The organism is Pseudomonas sp. P4_C1 (assembly GCF_056402155.1).
Genome location: NZ_JBFUHY010000017.1, coordinates 20,338 through 41,611 on the forward strand (window position 1 = coordinate 20,338; position 21,274 = coordinate 41,611).

Sequence of the window (21,274 nt, forward strand, 5' to 3'; positions counted from 1 at the left end):
AGTCCGCATGTCCCTCAAGCACTTTATCCAAATCACCAAACCGGGGATCATTTTCGGTAACGTGCTTTCTGTGGCAGGCGGATTTTTCCTGGCCTCCAAAGGGCATGTCGATCTGGCCATCTTCCTGGCCGCGATGATCGGCACGTCCCTGGTGGTTGCCTCCGGTTGCGTGTTCAACAACTGCATCGACCGCGACATCGACCTGAAGATGGAGCGCACCAAGAACCGGGTGCTGGTCCAGGGCTTGATCTCCCTGAAACTGGCCCTGATCTATGCGACCGTCCTGGGTGTCGCCGGCGTTGCCCTGTTGTACAAGGTGGCCAACCCGTTGGCCGCGCTGTTCGCAGTCATCGGCTTCGTGATCTATGTCGGCTTCTACAGCCTGTACCTCAAGCGCAAGTCGGTTCACGGCACGCTGGTGGGCAGTCTGTCGGGCGCCATGCCGCCGGTGATTGGTTACGTCGCGGTGAGCAACACCTTCGACATGGCCGCATTGACCCTGCTGGTGATGTTCAGCCTGTGGCAGATGCCGCATTCCTACGCCATCGCGATCTTCCGCTTCAACGATTACCTGGCCGCATCGATTCCGGTGCTGCCAGTGAAGCGCGGCATCCAGGTGGCCAAGAAGCACATCCTGATCTACATCCTGGCCTTCCTCGTGGCGACCTTGATGCTGACCTTCAGCGGCTACGCCGGCATGAGCTACCTCGCGGTCGCCGCGGCCATGGGCATGTACTGGCTGTACATGGCCTGGACCGGCTACAAGGCAGTGGATGACACGGTCTGGGCACGCAAGCTGTTCGTGTTCTCGATCTTCACCATTACCGCGTTGAGCGTGATGATGTCCCTGGACTTCAAAGTGCCGAGCGAGTTGCTGCTGACGTACGCGCCTTAAGCGTCGGATGCTGTAAAGAAAAGCCCCGCCTTCGAGAGAAGAGCGGGGCTTTTTGTTGGGTGCTTTCTGCTGGACCGAGTTGCCGCCATCGCGAGCAGGCTCACTCCTACATTGGATTGAGTGCACACCGATCCCTGTAGGAGCGAGCCTGCTCGCGATGGCGGCGACGCGGACTAACAGGCGGATTCGATATCTGTCCGCTTAAGAAAAAATTGAGAAAATCCCGAAATATTAAGATTTTCTTGGCCCGCTTAAGAAAAAGTGCGCGGTCAGACCCAATATTGGGATTAGTGCGCCTGTCTGTGAACTGAAAGCCCCGCATTCAAAAGAATCGCGGGGCTTTTTCATTTACGTGCGGTTGTTACACGGTGCATTGAGCACCTTCACCACGTCGTCGATGATTGCTTTGCTCATGTCCTGCAAAAAATGCGAGGCCCAGGCGTGTCGGTCGGACTCGCGAACCATGGCGGCGTCTGAGGCGAGCAGTTTGGCGAGGTGGAGCAGGTCGGAGGCGTGGGAGAGGGCGTTGATGACCGGGACACCGGCGTTGATGCGAAACAGTGGTTCGTTAGCGAGGTAGGAGAAAGGGGTGAGGCCGATGGTTTTCAGGTCTTGGGGATTGGTCATTGAACAACTCCTATATTTCAGTGGAGCTGCTGCATTCGTTCTCAGGCGAATGGGTGGCAGCTATGCGCAGGCTGAGAACCGGGAAATATAGAAACCGGCAGACCCGAAGGTCTCCCACGCACAGCCGCCATTGCACGAACTCAGATCAAAAAGTCTGTAATCGTGTTTCGACATTGAGGCACCGATATATTACCCGGGTTCTCAGGCCCGGTCGCTGAATTGGCAGCGACGGGTCGAAGTTAGCGTGTGGCTATCGGAATGCACAATCGTGGCCTTGTGCTGGTCGGTATGTGTTTGGACACCGCAAACCCCTGTAGGAGCGAGCCTGCTCGCGATGGCGGTGTGTCTGGCGACATTGATGCTGGATGTGACGGCCTCATCGCGAGCAGGCTCGCTCCTACAGGGATAGGCGGTGGTCGATTATTTTTGGGACTTGTCCAGCAATCGGAAAAACCTTTCCCGCACCTGCACATGATCACTGTGCGCCACGTTGAACCTGAGAAACTGATTGGCATCTGCCGCCTTGCTGAGCAAGGTTCCCGGTGCCAGTACCAGGTCTATTTCCAGACCCTTTCTGGCCAGGCATTCGGCTTTGAACCCCTCCGGCAATCGCGTCCAGATGTACAACCCTTCCCCCGGCAACGACGACACCGAACACCCGGCCTCGCTCAGCCACGCGGCCACCCGGCTGTTCGACTCGTAGAGCCGGTCCACCGTGCGGCGCATGTGTTTGGTGTAGCTGCCGTCGCTGAGCATGGTGCAGATGATCTGCTCGGCCATTTCCGAGGTCATGCCGCCGCAGGCCATTTTCAGCGTCACCATCCGCGCCGCCAGTAGCGGTGACAGCACCGCGAAGCTGACGCGGCTGTTGGCGGTCAGGGTCTTGGAGAACCCGGAGACGTAAGAGACATTGTCCAGCCCGCTCGCGGCCAGGCGCGGCGTTCGGCGTTGCTGCATGTCGCAGTACAAGTCGTCTTCGAGAATGTGGAAGTTGTAGCGATGGCTCAGCTCCACCAAGCGGTAAACCTGCGCTGAGGTGAACGAGTGCCCGGTCGGGTTGTGCAGGGCATTGTTGGTCATGTAGAGCACGGGACGATGGGTGATCAGCAATTGCTCGAACGCGTCCAGGTCCATGCCGTCGCAGTCGCGGCGGATGGTGATGACCTTGGCGCCATGCCAGGCCAGATTGGTGTGCATCGTGAAGTAACACGGATCGTCGAGCAGCACCGTGTCGCCGGGTTTGACCAGCAGGCGCATCAGCATGTCGATGGCTTGTACGGTGTTGGCGGTGGTGATGATCTGTTCCACCGGCGCCTCGATGCCCAAGGTCGACATCTTGACCCGCAAGGCCTGGCGCAATGGCAGGTAACCGCTGGCGTTGCCGTATTCACCCATGCGCAGGCTTGTCGCGCGAAGCGTCCCGCGCACGGCCTTGAGCAATTCTTCGGCTGGCAGCCAGGAGGACGGCAGAAAACCGGCCCCCGGTCGCAGCGCGCCATTGTCCAGCAGTACCGCGCGGCGGACCACGCTGAGGGTGTCTTGCGGGAGCAGGTCGGGTCCGGCGTTGGCCGGCAGGGTGGTGCTGGAACGGTGCACGTAGTGCCCCGACCCCTGGCGTGAAACCACCAGGCCTTTGGCCCGCAAGCGGTCCAGGGCGTCGACCACCGTGGATTTGCCCACGTGCATCAAGTCGGAGAGTTCGCGAATCGGCGGCAGCCTGGAGCCGTGGGGCAGGCCGCCCTGACTGATCGCCACCGTTAATTGATCGACGATCTGCTGGACCAGCGGCACACCCGGCTGGAACTCGATAGCGGCGATCACTGCTCGCTGAGCCTGCATTTTACTGGTCTCTCCGGCAGTAAAGTTCGTTTGATTCTATACGAACTTGCTCTGACCAAGACAAGCATCTCTTTCTACTATCGCTTTGGAGTGTTTTCGGATTGTCGACCTGTTGCCGGTCGTTCAGTCGCCAAGGTTCATGAGGTGCTGCATGAGTTTAGAAACGACCGCCGTCGTGGCGAAACCGGTGATCAACCTGCGGTTGTTCACCATTCGAATCATCACGGCCGTGGCGCTGTTCGCGGTGTTGGGCAAGGCCAACGTCTGGCTCGATACCGCCACCAACAGCATTCTGGCCCTGGGGTATCGGGCCTTGTTGTTACTGCTGCCGCTGACGTTGCTGGTACTCGGTCGCCGCTCCTTGAGTGTCACGCTGCTGTGTGCCGCCATGGGCCTGGTGCTGCTGGCGGTCACCCGCAACCAGGGCGTCGTCATGTTTGCCGCGGCGCTGTTTGCCTACGGCATCGCGATTGCCGGTTACCTGATCAAGAGCGAAGCGGCGCAGACCAAGGAAGGCGCGGCCTATAACCGCGTGGCCATGAACATGGGCAGCCTGTTGGCTGGCCTGATCCTGCTGTCGCCGCTATTGACCCCAACCATGTTTTTTCTCGGCGCCGCCGGTTTTGTCCTGCTGTGCCTGCCCATCGCCATGGGGGCGACCTTCACCACCGAATCCGCGGTGGCACGCCCGGCCAGCCAGGAAGGCAGCGGCTGGCGCAACAAACTGCCGTGGGTGATCGCCGGCGTCATCATGGGCATCAAGCTGTTTGGGGTGTTCTCGATCCTGCCGCAAGCGATCCTGCTCAAGACCGGCGAGTTGCCGGCCTGGTACGGCCTGATGCTGATCCTCAACAGCGCCGTGGTGGTATTCGCGCAAGTGCCGGTGATGAAACTGATCGAGAGCACCGGGCGCTTCAAGGTGTTGACGGTCATCGGGATCATCGTCGGCGGTTTTGCGGTGCTGTCTTCACCGGCTGCGTTCCACGTCGAAACCCTGGTCGGCGCACTGGTCTGGGTGGCGCTGCTGTCCATTGCCGAGTGCGCGTTCAGTCACCTCGATTACTTCTCGGTCAAGCAGAACAACATGTTCGTCAAGGAAGTGTCTTTGGGCGTCGGCGCCGGATTGACCGTGTTGATCATGCGGGTCATGCCGCCTCCCTACAACGCGCTGGTGCTGGCAGCCATAGGTGCTGGCGGGATTCTGGTCTGGTACTGGCTCAACCGTAAATCAATCGTGTCGCTGCATGACTGAGTCATCGCCGTTTCGGTTTTCACTTTGCAAGTCGGGGGTTTTATGGATACGACTTCGTGCGTAGTAGTGGTGGGGTACAACGGCAGTCGGGTTCACGATATCCAGAAGCTGCGCGATCTGTGCAAGTCGCTGTACAACGCCAGGCTGATCCTGCTGGTCGAGCAGGTTCAGCCCCAGGACGATCAGGTCGCTGATCACGTTTGCAGTACATCGCTGGCCGAGAAAGACGTACCGGCCTCTCTCGAACTGGTGGTCGGTTGCCTGAATGCCGATTGCTGGAAACTGATCGGCGTGCTGCCGTTTTCGGATCGCGGCGTGCTGCTCGGTGCGGCGCTGGCCAGCCATTTCGGCCTGCCCGGCATTACCCCGGCCGAGGCGCGAGCGGGGTTGGACAAACAGGTTTTCCGCCAACTCGAAGCGACTGCCACTGCGGCACCCGAGGATTACCGACCGATCGTTTCCACCCGGATCGAGAGCCTGCCGGAACTGCGTCAGCGCGTGATCGAACTGGGTGGCAAGGCGTTCATCAAACCTGCCTGCGAAGGTGCCAGCCGCGGCTGCCGGGTCATTCGGCACCCATCCGAATGCGACGAGGCATGGCAGGCCCTCAAACCCTATCGCGAGGGCGGCATCGTGCTTGAAGAACTGATCCAGAACGCCCGTGAATACAGCTGGGACCATGTTGCGGGAAGTACCTGGATCACCGAAAAAACCACCACCGATGGCGCCTACCGCGCCGAGATCCAGCAAGTGGTGCCCGCGCCCTTGGCGGCGGACGCACAAGCGCGGCTGATGGCCGCCGGTCGACACATGGCGGGGCTGGTATCGCAGGACAACGGAGCCTGGCACAACGAAGTTTTCCACAGGGCCAATCACCGCACTTCGGCCGTGGAAACCAACATGCGCCCCGGTGGTATGCACATCTGGGACCTGGCCCGTAAGGCGTTCATCGACTTCGACCCGTGGGAGCGCTGGGTCCGCTGGGCCGTGGAAGGCTACATCGCCAACCATGATCCAGTTCCACGCGGTTACTGCGGCATACGCCTGTTGCGAGCGAACACCGGCGGCATCCTGCGGGACGTACCGGACATCCAGGCCCTGGCCCGGTCGCTGAACATCGAATTGGTGGAAGCGGTGCTGACCAAGCGCATTGGCGATTCGGTCAGCGCACTGGTGAAAGACAACTTCTCGTTCATCGGCCACATCGTGTTGTTCAACGAGCAGTACGAACGCCTCAGCCTGGACCTGACGCGTCTGGCCGAGGCCATTGAATCAAGGGTCGGGATCTCCAGCCTGGCAGCACCGGCGAGGGCTGTGGGCTGAGTCGTGGATCAAGCAGCAGCGATCGATGTTTTTTGCAGTATTGATCAAGAGGGTTACGTAAATGAATGCACACATGACCTGTGATGAGCGTTTCATCGCTCTGGCACGGGAATTCAACTATGACATCTACGGCGAGAACACCGCTGGCGGACATTACGCGCCGCTGATTCGTCATCACGATGAACTGTATATCAGCGGTCTGGTGCCGCGCATGAACGGCAAAATCCACTATCCGGGGCGGGTCGGACTGGACCTCGACATGGCGGATGCGCAAGCGGCCGCCAGTATCAGTGCGATGCGCGGATTGGCGCTGATCGTTGATGCCATTGGTTCGCTGGACAAGATCAAGTCGTTGATTCGGGTCACGGTGTATGTGAGATCCACGGAAGATTTTGTCGACCTCAGTGAAGTCGCCAATGGCGCATCGGATGTTTTCAGTCACGTACTGGGAGATGCCGGGAAACATACACGCACTACAGTCGGTGTTTATCAGTTGCCGAAAAATGCGGCGATTGAAGTTGATATGATCGTGGCGTTGCGACCGTCGGTGTTATAAATGAAGTTGTTCGGCTTTACACTGTTGAAGGGTTCGCCTAAGGTCGGGTAACTCAATTCGGCAGAATAAGTTGGAAGCAGAAGATGACTAACGTTCAGGGTGCGTTTTTTTCATATAAGGATTTTCGCCAGAGTCTGGATCGGCAGCCGATCAAACCTCGCGTATGGAAAGGCGCCGAACTTAGCGATATGCGCCAGATTCTTGAGGCCAGCGACGTCGATATTATTGCGCTGGCCCACGATAATACTCTCGAAGGTTGCCAACTGACGCCCGGCATGGCGGTGTCCATGCAATGGCTGGTGCCGGGTTCAACACTCGATGGTCATGCCCATGCCTGGTGGCATCTGTTCGTCATCCAGTGCGGCAGCGGCGTCTTGTCACTGGGCGATGCAGACGAGGTAATCGTCGGCCCCGGGGATGTATTGCTGGTACCGGCCTGGACCCGTCACGGCTTCGTCAACACCAGCGCCACCGAGCCGCTGGCAATGCTCAACCTCAGCAACATGCCGCAGATGGCATTGCTATCCAACCACGCCGACAACGTTGGGCTGATCCCCCGCCCGCTGTAATTTCCTTTCTGCTGCACACCAGGGAGTCCGCATACGCTGACTCCCTTTTTTGGTTTTTGCGCACCTGAAAAATGCCCTCTGGCGATTTGACGCTCTGATTTCTGTATCGATAGAAATAGATAATTTCTGTATCTGTTCAGCGCTTAAGCAACTTACTACGATCGCTTCACATGCAACGGATTAATGTGTTTAGTGCAAATGGAGTGTTCTATGGGAAGTGCGAAGTTAAAGCTGTATCTGGGGGCGGACTATGTCAGTGCCTTTGCCATGTCGGCTTTTGTGGCTTTAAAGGAAAAGCAACTTTCCTTTGATCTGGTAACGCTGGACTTGAAGTCGCGTGAAAACTATCTGGAAAATTACCGTGATCTTTCGCTGACTTGCAAAATCCCTGTGTTAGTTCACGAAGGTTTTGCGCTGTCGGAATCCTCAGCCATTGCCGAGTATCTGGAAGAACTCGCTCCTGCTTCAAAAAGAATTTACCCGCAAGACATCAAGCAGCGTGCCCGTGCCCGTCAACTGCAGGCCTGGCTGCGCAGCGATCTGCTGGTGGTGCGCAAAGAGCGTCCGTTTGATCTGGTGTATTTCGGCAAGAAGGACACGCCGCTGTCCGACGAAGCCCGGGCTGCTACCGACCGTCTGTTTCATGTGGCCGACCGTTTGCTGGAAGAGGGCGCCGAGCATCTGTTCGGTGACTGGAGCATTGCCGACACTGACCTTGCAATCATGCTCAACCGACTGGTTGCCAACGGCGATCCGGTGCCGGCACGGCTCGCGGCGTATGTGCGTCGCCAGTGGGATCGCGACAGCGTCCGGGCGTGGATGGACATAGAGCGCAAAGCGCCGGCCATCGCCTAACAACACTCAGGGCAATCACCAGGAGCGCGGCCATGCAAGGACTGTCGGAGCACGAACGCTACAAACCCTATAACTCGCGCACCATCCGCGACTCACCCTACTGGCACAAGCTGACGCCGGCATTGCAGGAGGCCATGACCGTGGTGGCCCGGGTCATGCCGTTTCGCACCAACGAATACGTGCTGGGCACGCTGATCGACTGGAACAACATTCCGGACGATCCGGTTTTCCGCATGACCTTTCCCCACAAGGACATGTTGCTGCCGGAGGAGTATGCCTCGCTCAAGCAACTGATCGAGCTGGATGACAGCGCGGCGATCAAGCGTCGGATCGAGGCGATCTGGCGGCGCATGAACCCGCATCCGGCCGGGCAGTTGACCCACAACGGTGTCACCCTCAATGGCAAAGTCCTGCCGGGCATCCAGCACAAGTACCGCGAGACCGTGCTGTTTTTCCCCGGTGCCGGGCAGACTTGTCACGCGTACTGCACTTTCTGTTTTCGCTGGGCGCAGTTCATTGGCGAAGAAGAACTCAAGTTCAACGCCCGTGAATCCCGGGAGCTGGTCAATTACCTGAAGGTGCACACCGAAGTGACCGACGTGCTGATTACCGGCGGCGACCCGATGATCATGAACACCCGCTCGCTGGCCGGTTACATCGAGCCGCTGCTGGAGTTGCCACACCTGAAGAACATCCGCATCGGCACCAAATCCGTGGCGTACTGGCCGCAGCGTTTTGTCAGCGACCAGGATGCGCCCGAACTGCTGGAGCTGTTCCGACGCATCGTCGCGGCGGGGAAAAACCTGTCGATCATGGGTCACTACAACCACCCGGTGGAGATCCGCCAGACCATCGCCCGCCAAGCCGTCGAGCGCATTCGCTCGACGGGCGCGACGGTGCGCATGCAGGCGCCGCTGATCCGCCACATCAACGAAAACCCCGCTGATTGGGCCGCGCTGTGGACCGAAGGTGTACGGCTCGGGGCGGTGCCTTATTACATGTTCGTCGAGCGTGACACCGGCCCCAGTCACTACTTCGCGATGCCGCTGGCCCGGGCCTTCGAGATCTTCCAGGCCGCGTACCGCACGGTGTCGGGGCTTGCGCGCACGGTGCGTGGGCCGTCCATGAGCACCTTCTACGGCAAGGTGTTGATCAACGGCATCGAGACCGTCGCCGGGGAAAGAGTCTTCGTCTTGCAGTTCCTCCAGGCACGCAATCCGCAATGGGTGTTGCGCACGTTCTACGCGCGCTTCGATCCGCAAGTGACCTGGTTCGACGACCTGCAACCGGCCTTCGGCGAGCGAGCGTTCTTCTTTCAGACCGAGCTCACCGCCGTGCCGGAATTGATACCCGTGTTGCTGGAAACGGCGTAGGAAAAATCATGAACAATGGGGAGATATGGATATGAGCAGTATCCCGTTTGATCAACGCGAGGGTGTTATCTGGCTCGACGGCGAGTTCGTCGAGTGGTCCCGGGCGCAGTTGCATGTGCTGACCCATGGCCTGCATTACGCGAGCACCGTGTATGAAGGCGAGCGGGTCTACAACGGCAGGATCTTCAAGCTGCGCGAGCACAGCGAGCGCTTGTACCGCTCGGCGCAAATGATGGATTTTGCCATCCCCTATGCGCTGGCTGAACTGGAGGCGGCCAGCCAGGAACTGCTGCAACGCAACAAGGTGGTCGACGGTTATCTGCGCCCGGTGGCCTGGCGCGGCAGCGAGATGATTTCCACCTCGGCGCGTTTTAACCGTGTGCACGTGGCCATCGCGTGCTGGCAGTGGCCGAGCTATTTCGACCCGGCGGCGCGCATGGCCGGCATCCGCTTGAAAACCGCGGCCTGGCGTCGCCCGCCACCGAGTAGTAGCCCGTTCGAAGCCAAGGCCTCCGGGCATTATCAGATCGCCACGCTGAGCAAGCACGATGCCGAGAACACGGGTTACCACGATGCGCTGATGCTCGACTGGCGCGGCCACATTGCCGAAGCCACCAGCGCCAATGTGTTCTTCGTCAAAGGCCGGACTTTGCACACGCCGACCCCGGACTGCTTTCTCAATGGCATTACCCGGCAGACCGTGATCGAACTGGCCAAAGCGCTGGACTACCAGGTCGTCGAGCGCACGATTTTGCCTACTGAGCTTGGCGACTTCGACGAGTGTTTTCTCACCGGCACCGCCGCCGAAATCACCCCGGTGCAGAGCATCGATGAGCAGCACTATCGACCGGGTGGCGCCTGCCGCGACTTCATCGCTGCGTACACCTCCACCGTCAACGCCGGATAACCCGCCAGGAATCTCACCATGTCAGACCAAGGGATTGTTGCGTCTCAAAATTGCATTTCGCTCGGCCATCGTCACGAAGAGCTGTCGACGTTGGGCTGGACGGTGCTGACTCCGGACGAATTTGCCGATGATGTCGTAGGCACCTTGCTGGAGTTCGGCCCGATCATTCCGCAGTTCAACGGCCAGATGGCCTTTGCCATTACCCGCAAGCCGGGTTACGAAGACTTGCCGTATTCCCAGAGCATGAACGGCATCGGCCCGCACACTGAAGCGCCGGTGTACGGACCGCCACCTCGCTACCTGGCGTTGCATTGCCATAAACAGGCTACGTGCGGTGGCGGGCACACCGGATTGGTGGACGGCTACGAATTTCTCAAGTCCCTCGAACACAGTGAACCGCAACTGCGTGAGTGGCTGAAGGACACGCCGGTAGAGTTTGTCGCCACCGCCAAACCGGGCGAAACGGAACAACGGCGGGTCAAGGAATACATCCTCACGCCTACAGAGGACGGGGATATTTTTCGCTTCAGCTACAACCAGTTTCACTACGGCGACGTGAATCCGTCCAAGCAAGCCTTGCAGCAGTCGCTGGTCACCAACAACACCTCTCCACTGGCCAGGTTTGCCGTGCTCGGCGAAGCGTACTTCGTCGAGCACAACGTTCCGGTGCTGATTCCCGACGGTTGCCTGCTGATTTGGGATAACTGGCGAATGATTCATGCGCGCAGTCGTTACACTGACCCGGCGCGCCACCTGACCCGCTATTGGCTGGCCTGATTTTTCCGTCGACCTTCAATTTTTTGGCGTACCCCTTGGCGGGTACGCGCCTTACAGGTATCGCGTCATGCAAACAGCAATCGAGATCGCCCAGGTCGATCATCAACTGATCGTGCGGCTCAACCAGGCCTGGACCAAGCGCGCCACAGTGTGTTCGCCGGACAGGGGCCAGGTCGAAGAAGTGTTCGACCCGGCGCGCCCGGATTACCCGGAGTGCATGGTGCCGTTCTTCCATCACCCGAAATTCCAGTCCCTGAGCGAAGAGCTCAAAAGCAGCGTGGTGACTTGGGGCTGGATCGGCTACAACCTGCGCACCGTCACTGCTGAAGAACATGTGGTCAACCCGGCACTCAGCGTCATCGCCGATCAGTACCTGGGCAAGGACGACTGGCATTTTCGCGAAGCCATGCAACAGACCCTGATCGACGAGCACTACCACACGCTGATGCACTTGCGGGCCATCGAGCGGACCAGGCTGGATCGGGCGCTGGATCAGGACCTGGACTTGCCACCCTCCGTCACTTACCTGCGCCTTAAAGCCCAGCGTGAAGCTCTGCCCGAGCAATGGCAGCGGGATCTGGCGGCGATCACCTTTGCGGTGGTGGCTGAGATCAGCGTCAACGCCTATCTCGACTTGCTGGCGGACGATCAGACCATCCAGCCGCAAAACCGCCGTGTGGCCGAACTGCACAATCGCGACGAATATGCGCACAGCAAGGTGCTGGCCGAAGTGGCGAAGGTCATGTACGCGAACATGCAGCCGGCCCAGCGGGAATTTTTCGCACGCAACCTGTCGGTGGCGCTGAGTGCTTTTATCGCTCAGGACTACTCCATGTGGGAGGCGATTCTGACGCAGCTTGGGGTCGAGGAGGCGGCGCTGATCATTGCCGACACCCGCGAGAGCAACAAGAACGCGACCATCATGCGTGACTACAGTGGCCTGCATAAGTTGGCTCAAGACCTGGGTATCAGCGAGCAGATCGATTTCGACTTCCGTCCGACCCTCAAAACTAGCGCAGCGGCCTGAATCCGGAGGTGTGTATGTCAGTTCCCGAGTACGAAGTGTTCGCTATCCGTGTCGGCGCCAATGCCCAGCGCACCGCCAGGGAGAATTTTCTTTACGACGCCTGCTGCGGTGATCCGAACGCGCCGATGCCACTGGATTACTACTTCTGGGTCATCCGCAACGCGCAGCAGGTGATCGTGGTCGACACCTGTTTTCAACCGGCCACGGCGCAGCGGCGCAATCGCCAGATGTATCGCCTGCCGGAAGAATCCCTGCGGCAACTGGACATCGATCCGGCGCAGGTCGAGCACCTGATCCTGACCCATTTGCACTGGGATCATGCCGGTAACCTCGGGCTGTTCCCGAAGGCGACCGTGCATCTGCAGGAAGCGGAATTGCGTTTCTGCACCGGGYCGAAAATGGTCCATCGCACGGTGAACAAAACCTACGAGGTCGAGGATGTGATGTCGGCGCTGCCGCCGTTGTTCGAAGGGCGGATGCGTTTGCACACAGGCGTTGTCGAGGTGCTTCCCGGCGTGACCCTGCACCCGGTGGGCGGACATACGCCGGGCAGTCAGGTGGTGCGGGTCAATACCGAGCGCGGCTGGATCGTGCTGGCCTCGGATGCTGCGCACCTGTGGGTCAACATTCGTGAGCGCAGCCCGTTTCCGATTCTCGATGACCTGGCGCAAACCCTCGAAGCCTTCACCGAGATCGACCGCCTGGCCGACAGCGAAGACCACGTCATCCCCGGCCACGACCCGTTGATCGCCGAGCGGTTCCCGCACTGGAATGACGACCCGCATATCATTTGCCTGCACCAGAATCCGCTCTGAAGATCACCTCTAATCCTGTGGGAGCGAGCCTGCTCGCGATGACGACGGCACATTTAGCATTGATGTGCTTGATACACCGCTATCGCGAGCAAGCTCGCTCCCACAGTTGATTGCTGCTGCACAGAAATTTGTGCTCATCGAAAGTCCCCTGTGGGAGCGAGCTTGCTCGCGATGGGGGCAGCACATCCAGCATTGATGTGTCTGACAAACCGCCATCGCGAGCAAGCTCGCTCCCACAGGATCGCGTTCAACTCTGATGTAGCAAGCGCCCCAGGGTCTGCAGTGCCTCATCAATCCGCGGCGAATACGGCGTGCCACAACCAATGCGCACAAAGTGATCGAAGCGATTGGCATTGGAAAAGATATCCCCAGGCGAAATCTGGATACCGACGTTCAACGCATCATGAAAAAGCGTGATGGACGAATGCCGGCGAGGCAGTTCAACCCATAACAACGTGCCGCCCTGGGGAGTGGTCACGTGGGTGCCGAGGGGGAAGTAGCGAGTAATCGCCTCACTCATCTGTTGACGTTGTTGGGTCAGGGTTTTCCTCAAGCGCCGCAGGTAACGTTCGTAGGACGGTGTGCGCATGAATTCGCTGACCGCCAATTGCGATAACACCTCGCACCCCCGCGACTGCGCATGCTTGAACATCTCCACGCGGTCATGCCATTTGCCGGCGCTGATCCAGCCCAGGCGCATGCCCGGGGCGAGGGTTTTGTTCAGCGAAGCGCAATAGATCACGTTGTCGGTGCGGTCCCAATGTTTGAGCGTGGACAGCGGCTGCTCGCTGTCCACCAGGTCGCCGTAGGTGTCGTCCTCGATCAGCACGGTGTTGTGCTCGGCACACAGTTTCACCAGCCGTGCCTTGTTGGCGTCGGGCATGATGCTGCCCAGCGGGTTTTGCAGGTTGGGAATGACGATCAATGCCTTGACCCGTTCGGGGCCTTGCAGCAGCAGTTGCAGGGCTGCCAGATTGAGCCCTGTGTGGGCCGAGGCCGGGACCTCCAGCACCCGCAGGTTCAGGCTTTCGAGAATTTGCAGCAGACCGTAGAACGTCGGCGACTCCACGGCCACGGTGTCGCCGGGGCGGGTGACCGCGCGTAAGGCCAGATTGATCGCTTCGGTGGCGCCGTTGGTGATCACGATCCGCTCGGGGTCCAGGTGGGTCCTGCTGGCAAGTGCCCGACGGGCCAGGATGTTGCGCAATGCGCTGTTGCCGCAGGCGCCGCCCGCGACGCCCAGCAGGCAGGGGTCCAAGCGCAGTGATTTGATCATGTTGTCTTGCAAGGTTTTCAGCGGATACAGCTCGGGCGCGCAATAGGCGCTGGCGAAATTGACCTTGATCGATGCGCGCTGACTGGCCTTGAGCACCGCTGAGACCTGTTCATGGATGCCGACATAGATGCTGGTATCCAGCGTTGGCGCCAGGGCAATCGGGGCGGGCCTGGGCACGGTGTCGGGCTGACGAATGTAGTTGCCGGAGCGCGGCCGGGCTTCCAGCACACCGTAGTCTTCCAGCTCGCGGCACACCTGCACGGCGGTCGACAGGCTGACGGCGTGTTTTTCCATCATCAACCGGATCGAGGGCAAGCGCTCGCCGGCTTTCAAGGTGCCGCTGCGGATAGCGTCCAGGTAGTGGTTGGCCAATTGGCGATACAAGGGGGGCGTGTTCATGATGACCTCAGCAGTTGCACCACCGAGGTCTGGGCTGGAAAGTGAGTTGACGCTCCCCGCTGGCGGACCCGTGGTGCTCATGGGTGAAGGGAAGTGTGGTTCTGGCGTCGATACTGGAAGAGTAATCGCGGTTTTGCCCGAATCACGGGCAATAAAAAGCCCCGCACTGATGGCGGGGCTCTTGAGTCAGTCGCTGAGGACCTTGTGGCGAGGGGCGCCTTACTGCGCGGCGATGCTATAGCCGTCGAACGCCGTTTGCTGTTGCAGGGCGGTGATGATGTTCTTGCGGTTGACGGCCTGCTCGGCGCCGCTGTTGTCCAGGAATGTCTCGCTTTCCAGCTCCGCTTCCTCGCCTTCGCCAACGAAGGTGAAACCGAGGAATTCCAGAGCTTCACGGTCGACGTTCAGGCGCGAGCGCGGGGTGCGCAACGGCAAGGTGACGCTGATGCCGTCCTTGCTGATGGTGAATACTTCGACTTCTTTCTTGGCCTTGGCGGCTTTGCTCTTGCCGCCGCTCGGGTTGCTGATGGCCTGGTGCGTCTGGTTCAGCACCTTCAGGGCCAGGCCGTAGACGATTTCCTGGAACGCCGGGTCGTCCTTGAAGCTGGACAGGATGCGGCTGATCGGGAATTTGCTGCTCAGGTCTTCGAGGGCGGCGATGTCGGCGGCCTCGGCGTCCTTGAGCTGCTTGAGTTCGCCCATCAGTTCGTAGGCTTTGTCATCGTCGAAGCTGTCGTGGGCCTGGCGGATCGCGGCGCGCAGTTCGCGGATCTGGTCGCTTTCGCGGGTGGACTGGAAAGCGTCCAGCACCATCTCGCTGATGGTCTTGGCCTGGGGCACGTGCTGTGAAAGATTGATGGAGTTTTCGTATTCCGCTTTGGACGACAGGGTGACTACGGATTCAGCGGTGTTGGAATCGGACATTGAAATTTCACTACTTCTTTGAACTTGAATAGGGGCGAGAAAGCCCGGGGGCTTTTTCGGGCCGACTAATCTATTGGACCGGGGCGGCGTTGTCACGACCCAACAGGCCAACGGGCGATTTCGCAGGAGTCGCGACTGATCGAAAAACTTTGTTGTATTGGCTGACGTCATCGCGAGCAAGCTCGCTCCCACAGGTTTTTTGGGTGTACAGGAGGTCTGCGAACAACCAAAAATACTGTGGGAGCGAGCTTGCTCGCGATGGGGCACTGAAAGACAGCACAGTCCGTCAGGCCTGCCGCGGTGTATTGAGGTTCATCGACCGCTCCGCCAACGCAGTCGCCGTCTCCTCATCGATCGGCAATGAAAAACGAAACGTCGCCCCGCGCCCCGGCACATCGATCAGCTGAATCTCACGCCCATGCAGTTGCAGGATGCGATGCACGATCCGCAGCCCCAGCCCGCCATCACGCCGTGCGCCGCCGATATTGAACGGCCGCAGGAACAACCCTTCGCGCAGTTCCGGGGCGATGCCGGGGCCGGTATCACTGACCGTGACTTCGATGTATGACCCTTGCGGGCGCAGGCCCAGTTCGACCTCGCCCCCCGGCGGGGTATGGCGCAGGGCATTGTCGAACAGGTTGGTCAGCACCCGCTCGATCAAGCCGAGATCAGCACAGGCCGCCGAGGCATTCGGCGCGAACGTGGCCTTGAGTTCGACTTTGCGCGCTTCGGCGGTGAGTTCGAATTTCTGGAAGATGTCCTGGGCCAGGTCGGTCAGGGAAAAACGTTCCAGCACTGGCTGCACGAAGCCGTGCTCCAGTCGCACCAGCTCCAGCAGTGACTGCGCCAGACCACCGACCTTGCGGCTCTGGTCCAGCGCGATGCCCAGATAGCGACGGCGGTCGGCGGGGGACAGGGTGGCGTCCTTGAGCGACAGGGTTTCCAGATAACCGTGCAAGGATGCGAGCGGCGTGCGCAAGTCGTGGGAGATGTTCGCCACCAGTTCGCGGCGCTCCTGATCCTGGCGGGTCAACGAGCGCCATTGTTCGCCCAGGCGTGCCTGCATCTGCCGGAACGCCGCATCGAGCACGGCGATTTCATCGTGGCTGGCGGCTTTTTCCACCGCGACGGGCAGGGCCGGTGTGACCGGCACGCCATCGATGTCGAACTGGCTGACGGTTTCGGTCAGGCGGCGCAACGGCCGGGTAATCAGGGCAAACGCGGTGAGACCGGCAATCAGGCACAACAGCGCCACCAGTCCGATGGACAACAGCGCTGTGTTGAGCGCCGCGCTGGTCGCACCGCGTTCGGCCAGGCGGTCGTGATCTTCACCGAGCAAAACCACGTAGAGATAACCGGCCGGCTTGCCATCAACCTTCAGCGGTGCAGCGCTGAACACCTTGCGTGCATCGACGCTGCGCGGGTCGTCGCCGAGGATGGGCAGAGCATCGCCCCGCAGCAGGCGCTGGATCGGCGTCAGGTCGACCCGTTCGCGACGGATCCGGCCTTCGGGCGCGGCGCTGCCGACAATCTTGCCTGCGGAGTCGAGCAGGTACACCTCGACGCTGGGGTTCACCTGCATCAGTTTGCTGAACAGATCGCGCACGGCATTGGGCATCAGGCCCTGGGTGTCCATCAGCACCGTGTCACTGGCGATGTGCTGCGCCAGGTCCCGGGACAAGCCTTGCACCACTTCCTGCTCGTGCATCTGGTTGGAGCGCACCTGCAGCCATGCCGAGGTGCCGCAGCACACCAGCAGCAGTACGGCGAACACCAGGGACAGGCGTTGCGTCAGGGTCAGCCTCATGGCTGCGGCTCCTCACCGGTGGCGAATTTGTAGCCACGGCCCCAGACCGTAAGGATGCGCACCGGTTGCGCGGGGTCGGCCTCGATCTTGGCGCGCAGGCGGTTGATGTGGGTGTTGACCGTGTGCTCGTAGCCTTCGTGGCTGTAGCCCCAAACGGCATTGAGCAGGTCCATGCGCGAAAACACCTTGCCGGGCTGGCGGGCGAAGAAGTACAGCAAGTCGAACTCCCGGGGTGTGAGGTCCAGGCGCCGTCCGTCGAGGGACACTTCGCGGGTGATCGGGTCGATGGCCAGGCCGTCGGTGAGCAGGCTGCCGGCATCCATCTTCAGGTTGCGCGCCATGGCATCGACCCGGCGCAGCAGCGCCTTGACCCGGGCCACCAGTTCGAGCATGGAAAAGGGCTTGGCCAGATAATCATCGGCACCCAGTTCCAGGCCGAGAATCCGGTGCACCTCGCTGGAGCGCGCGCTGGTGATGATGATCGGCGTGTAGCGCGCCATGGCGCGGGCGCGGCGGCAGATTTCCAGGCCGTCGACTCCAGGCAGCATCAGGTCGAGGACCAGTGCGTCCCAGTTGCCCTGTTGCAGCAGGCGCATGCCTTCATCGCCATCGGCGCTGTGCACAACCTCGAACTGCTCATCACGCAGGTGCAGGCAGATCAGGTCGGCGATATGCATATCGTCCTCGACCACCAGGACGCGTTTGGTCTGTTCCATCCAGCTCAATCCTTCGGTGCAATGGGCGCATTGTGCGAAATGCCACTGTAGGAGCGAGCCTGCTCGCGATAGCGGATCCACACCCAATATTCATGGAGGCTGACACACCGCCATCGCGAGCAGGCTCGCTCCTACATTTGCACAGGCATTGTGCGGTTTTTTTGGGGTCCGAGTTATCACGAATTGTTTAACTTCCCGTGAGGATTTGGCGATCACCCAAAGCCTAGGCTGTGTTCCATGAAACACCCCTGGATTTTTGGGAGACGAGCATGTTTTCACGACGGCAATTTCTTGTAGCGAGCGGCGGGCTGGGGATGACGGCCCTGGCGATCGGCCTGTTGCCGAAGTTTTCCACAGGCGCGGCTTTGATCAGTGAGGCCAGCGCCGCGGAGGCATTCGAAGTGACCCACAGTGACAAAGAATGGCACGCCATCCTCAGCGATGAGCAGTACGACATCCTGCGCGAAGAGGGCACCGAACGGGCCTACAGCAGCCCGCTGAACAACGAGCACCGCGACGGCACCTTCACCTGTGCCGGTTGCGACCTGCCGTTGTTTTCCTCGGCCACCAAGTTCGACAGCCGCACCGGTTGGCCGAGTTTCTGGGCGCCGCTGGACAAGGCCGTGGCGACCCGCCAGGACCGTGCGTTCGGCATGGTCCGCGAAGAGGTTCACTGCCGGCGCTGTGGCGGGCATCTGGGCCATGTCTTCGACGACGGCCCGAAACCCACCGGCCTGCGTTACTGCATGAACGGCCTGGCGATGAAGTTCGTGCCGAAGACGGTGTGATTCCATTCCACTCACTTTTTGCAGGTAATCGCCATGTGGCTGCTGGTCCTCGCTTATCTCGGTGGTGTGCTGACGATTGTCAGCCCGTGCATTCTGCCGGTGCTGCCGTTTGTCTTCGCCCGCACCGGGCAACCCTTCGTCAAAAGCGGATTGCCGCTGCTGGTGGGGATGGCGCTGACGTTCGCGCTGGTCGCCACGTTGGCGGCGGTGGGCGGTGGCTGGGTGGTGCAGCTCAACCAGTATGGGCGCTGGCTGGCGTTGGTTTTCGTGGCGTTGTTCGGTCTGACGTTGTTGCTGCCACAATTGGCTGAGCGCCTGACTCGACCATTGGTGGCGGCGGGCAGTCGTTTGTCGGAGGCGGCGGGCGCCGATGCGCGGCCACGTCCTGGCGCTTCGTTTCTGATCGGCGTTGCCACGGGCCTGTTGTGGGTGCCGTGTGCCGGACCGATCCTGGGCCTGCTGCTGACCGGTGCGGCACTGCAAGGTGCGAGCATTCAAACCACCTTTTTGTTGTTGGCTTATGCAGCGGGTGCCGCGACTTCCCTCGCGCTGGCCTTGTTGCTGGGCGGCAGAGTCTTCACCGCGATGAAGCGCTCCATTGGCGCCGGCGAATGGGTGCGTCGCGGCCTGGGCGCTGCAATGCTGGCCGGTGTGGCGGCGATTGCCCTGGGCCTGGATACGGGGGTTCTGGCGCGGTTTTCCACGGCTTCGACCGGTGGTATCGAGCAAGCGTTGGTGGAGAAACTTTCCGGCAAGTTACCGCGTAACAGTGGGGCGATAATGGCGCAGAACACGACCTCCGGGGGCGCGGTGCAAGTGACCGAGAAATCCACGGGCACCTTGCCGGTCGAAGGCAATCTGCCGTCGCTGGAGGGTGCCGTGCAATGGCTCAACTCGCCACCCCTCGATGCCCAGGCATTGAAAGGCAAGGTCGTGCTGGTGGATTTCTGGACCTACTCCTGCATCAACTGCCTGCGTTCGCTACCCTATGTCAAAGCCTGGGCCGAAAAATATCGCGATCAGGGCCTGGTGGTGATCGGCGTGCATGCGCCGGAGTTTGCCTTCGAACGCGACGTCAGCAACGTCACCAAGGCTATGAAAGACCTGGGCATCACCTACCCGGTGGCCATCGATAACGAATTCAAGATCTGGCGCGCCTTCGACAACGAGTACTGGCCAGCGCATTACTTTGCCGACGCCCAGGGACGCATTCGTTATCACCACTTCGGCGAAGGCGCGTACGCCGAGTCGGAGCGAGTCATCCAGCAATTGCTGCGTGAGGCCGGTTCGACCAAGGTCGCCGACGGGCTGATCAACGCCAAGGCCGATGGCGTGCAAATGGCCCCGGACAACAACGAAGTGCAGTCGCCGGAAACCTATGTCGGCTATCAGCGTGCCGAGCACTTCGTGCCGGAAACCGCGCTGGTGCCGGACAAAGTGGCTGCCTACAACCCGCCGGCGCAACTGGCCCTCAACGACTGGAGCCTGGGTGGCCAATGGCATGTCGGCTCGGAACGGGCCACCGCCAGCGCACCGGCCAGCCGCATCGTCTATCGCTTCCACGCCCGTGATTTGCATTTGGTGCTCGGCCCTGGTGCCGATGGAAAACCGGTGCGCTTCAAGGTGCTGATCGACGGCAAGGCGCCGGGCGACGACCACGGCATGGACGTGGCCCCCGACGGCAGCGGCACCGTGATCGACCAGCGCTTGTATCAACTGGTGCGCCAGAGCGGCGGCGTGACCGACCGGACCTTCAGCATCGAGTTTCTTGATCCGGGCGCGTCGGCTTACGCCTTCACCTTCGGCTGATTACTTTCCAACGCTTCAGGAGTTCGCCCCATGAAAACCCTCTTTACCTGGCGCCGTACCCTGTTGGGGCTGGCAGCTGCCGGCATCATCAGCCAATGCTCGGCCTTCTCCTTCGGTGGTGCCGAAGAGGCGGTAATCATTCCACCGCCGGCCCTCGACGAAACCACCCAGGCCCGCAGCGAAACCGCGGTGTTTGCCGGCGGCTGCTTCTGGGGCGTCCAAGGGGTGTTCCAGCATGTCAAAGGCGTGAAGAACGCCGTCTCCGGCTACGCGGGCGGGGCGGCCAATACCGCGCAATATGAGCGCGTCAGCAACGGCAATACCGGCCATGCGGAATCGGTCGAAGTCACTTTCGATCCCGCTCAGGTCAGCTATGGCACCTTGCTGCAGATCTACTTTTCGGTGGCGCACAACCCGACCGAACTCAACCGCCAGGGGCCGGACAGCGGCACCCAGTATCGCTCGGCGATCTTTACCAAAAGTGCCGAGCAGCAGCGGGTCGCACAGGCCTACATCACCCAGCTCGACGCCGCCCATGCCTTCAACAAGCCGATCGTCACCAAGCTTGAAACCTTCAACGGTTTCTACCCGGCGGAGGAGGAACATCAGGATTTCCTGACCGAGCATCCGACCTATCCGTACATCGTGATCAATGACTTGCCGAAAGTGGCGCAGTTGAAACAACTGTACCCCAATCGTTATCAGGAACAGCCGGTGCTGGTGAAGGCGGGGATGTAAAT

20 protein-coding genes are annotated in these 21,274 nt (G+C 60.4%); 14 read left to right on the forward strand and 6 right to left on the reverse strand.

Translation table 11 applies throughout. The features are described from left to right. The first annotated feature begins 7 nt into the window (after nt 1-7). Nucleotides 8-895, forward strand: a complete 888-nt coding sequence (gene cyoE, locus AC1DU9_RS13225) for a heme o synthase (protein WP_223459108.1) — start codon at nt 8-10, stop codon at nt 893-895. A 348-nt stretch (nt 896-1,243) separates the two neighbouring features. Here cyoE and AC1DU9_RS13230 read toward each other — a convergent pair whose 3' ends face one another. Then, entirely contained in the window at nt 1,244-1,522 is a 279-nt protein-coding gene (locus tag AC1DU9_RS13230; RefSeq protein WP_223460107.1) for a DUF3077 domain-containing protein, read from the reverse strand. A gap of 420 nt (nt 1,523-1,942) precedes the next feature. Beyond that, a complete protein-coding gene (locus AC1DU9_RS13235) occupies nt 1,943-3,361 on the reverse strand; it encodes an aminotransferase-like domain-containing protein (RefSeq protein ID WP_477810271.1) in 1,419 nt (472 codons plus the stop codon). 151 nt (nt 3,362-3,512) lie between these two features. Here AC1DU9_RS13235 and AC1DU9_RS13240 point away from each other — a divergent pair, with 151 nt between their 5' ends. The 10 genes from AC1DU9_RS13240 to AC1DU9_RS13285 all read left to right on the forward strand — a co-directional run bounded on the left by AC1DU9_RS13240 (nt 3,513) and on the right by AC1DU9_RS13285 (nt 12,815). Next, nucleotides 3,513-4,613, forward strand: a complete 1,101-nt coding sequence (locus AC1DU9_RS13240; protein WP_477810272.1) for a hypothetical protein — start codon at nt 3,513-3,515, stop codon at nt 4,611-4,613. A gap of 42 nt (nt 4,614-4,655) precedes the next feature. Next, a complete protein-coding gene (locus AC1DU9_RS13245; RefSeq protein WP_477810273.1) occupies nt 4,656-5,936 on the forward strand; it encodes an ATP-grasp domain-containing protein in 1,281 nt (426 codons plus the stop codon). Nucleotides 5,937-5,997: 61 nt separating this feature from the next. Then, nucleotides 5,998-6,492, forward strand: coding sequence for a RidA family protein (locus AC1DU9_RS13250; RefSeq protein ID WP_218429393.1), 495 nt, complete (start codon nt 5,998-6,000; stop codon nt 6,490-6,492). Nucleotides 6,493-6,575: 83 nt separating this feature from the next. Continuing rightward, nucleotides 6,576-7,061: a cupin domain-containing protein gene (locus AC1DU9_RS13255; RefSeq protein ID WP_223460115.1), complete on the forward strand. Its 486-nt coding sequence runs from the start codon at nt 6,576-6,578 to the stop codon at nt 7,059-7,061. Nucleotides 7,062-7,271: 210 nt separating this feature from the next. Continuing rightward, a complete protein-coding gene (yfcF, locus tag AC1DU9_RS13260; protein ID WP_477810274.1) occupies nt 7,272-7,916 on the forward strand; it encodes a glutathione transferase in 645 nt (214 codons plus the stop codon). Between the two features lie 32 nt (nt 7,917-7,948). Continuing rightward, the gene (locus AC1DU9_RS13265) at nt 7,949-9,289 is read left to right on the forward strand and encodes a KamA family radical SAM protein (protein ID WP_477810275.1); all 1,341 of its coding nucleotides are present in this window, start codon (nt 7,949-7,951) and stop codon (nt 9,287-9,289) included. Between the two features lie 31 nt (nt 9,290-9,320). Continuing rightward, on the forward strand, nt 9,321-10,196 hold the full coding sequence (locus AC1DU9_RS13270; protein ID WP_477810276.1) for a branched-chain amino acid aminotransferase: 876 nt from the start codon (nt 9,321-9,323) through the stop codon (nt 10,194-10,196). A gap of 18 nt (nt 10,197-10,214) precedes the next feature. Next, on the forward strand, nt 10,215-10,973 hold the full coding sequence (locus tag AC1DU9_RS13275; RefSeq protein ID WP_477810277.1) for a TauD/TfdA family dioxygenase: 759 nt from the start codon (nt 10,215-10,217) through the stop codon (nt 10,971-10,973). Nucleotides 10,974-11,040: 67 nt separating this feature from the next. After that, entirely contained in the window at nt 11,041-12,000 is a 960-nt protein-coding gene (locus AC1DU9_RS13280; RefSeq protein ID WP_477810278.1) for a diiron oxygenase, read from the forward strand. A 14-nt stretch (nt 12,001-12,014) separates the two neighbouring features. Continuing rightward, nucleotides 12,015-12,815 (forward strand): N-acyl homoserine lactonase family protein, encoded by an 801-nt coding sequence (locus AC1DU9_RS13285; protein ID WP_477810279.1) that lies wholly within the window; start codon nt 12,015-12,017, stop codon nt 12,813-12,815. A gap of 247 nt (nt 12,816-13,062) precedes the next feature. Here the strand turns inward: AC1DU9_RS13285 and AC1DU9_RS13290 are convergent, their stop codons facing one another. The 4 genes from AC1DU9_RS13290 to AC1DU9_RS13305 form a co-directional block, all read right to left on the reverse strand. Next, a complete protein-coding gene (locus AC1DU9_RS13290; protein ID WP_477810280.1) occupies nt 13,063-14,490 on the reverse strand; it encodes an aminotransferase-like domain-containing protein in 1,428 nt (475 codons plus the stop codon). A 219-nt stretch (nt 14,491-14,709) separates the two neighbouring features. Further along, nucleotides 14,710-15,414 carry a hypothetical protein gene (locus tag AC1DU9_RS13295; protein ID WP_108218291.1) on the reverse strand — a complete coding sequence of 235 codons (705 nt, stop codon included), beginning with the start codon at nt 15,412-15,414 and terminating at the stop codon, nt 14,710-14,712. 286 nt (nt 15,415-15,700) lie between these two features. Continuing rightward, complete coding sequence (locus tag AC1DU9_RS13300) at nt 15,701-17,221, reverse strand: sensor histidine kinase (RefSeq protein WP_477810281.1); 1,521 nt, start codon at nt 17,219-17,221, stop codon at nt 15,701-15,703. Continuing rightward, nucleotides 17,218-17,937: a response regulator transcription factor gene (locus AC1DU9_RS13305; protein WP_008000098.1), complete on the reverse strand. Its 720-nt coding sequence runs from the start codon at nt 17,935-17,937 to the stop codon at nt 17,218-17,220. The genes AC1DU9_RS13300 and AC1DU9_RS13305 overlap by 4 nt, the downstream gene beginning before the upstream one ends. Before the next feature lie 269 nt (nt 17,938-18,206). On the opposite strand from AC1DU9_RS13305, the gene msrB reads away from it, so the two are divergent. The 3 genes from msrB to msrA are packed head-to-tail and all read left to right on the forward strand — an operon-like array spanning nt 18,207 to nt 21,272. Further along, complete coding sequence (gene msrB, locus AC1DU9_RS13310; protein WP_223460136.1) at nt 18,207-18,725, forward strand: peptide-methionine (R)-S-oxide reductase MsrB; 519 nt, start codon at nt 18,207-18,209, stop codon at nt 18,723-18,725. A 33-nt stretch (nt 18,726-18,758) separates the two neighbouring features. Beyond that, nucleotides 18,759-20,534 carry a cytochrome c biogenesis protein DipZ gene (locus AC1DU9_RS13315; RefSeq protein WP_477810282.1) on the forward strand — a complete coding sequence of 592 codons (1,776 nt, stop codon included), beginning with the start codon at nt 18,759-18,761 and terminating at the stop codon, nt 20,532-20,534. A 30-nt stretch (nt 20,535-20,564) separates the two neighbouring features. Next, complete coding sequence (msrA, locus tag AC1DU9_RS13320) at nt 20,565-21,272, forward strand: peptide-methionine (S)-S-oxide reductase MsrA (RefSeq protein WP_223460140.1); 708 nt, start codon at nt 20,565-20,567, stop codon at nt 21,270-21,272. Nucleotides 21,273-21,274: the final 2 nt, after the last annotated feature.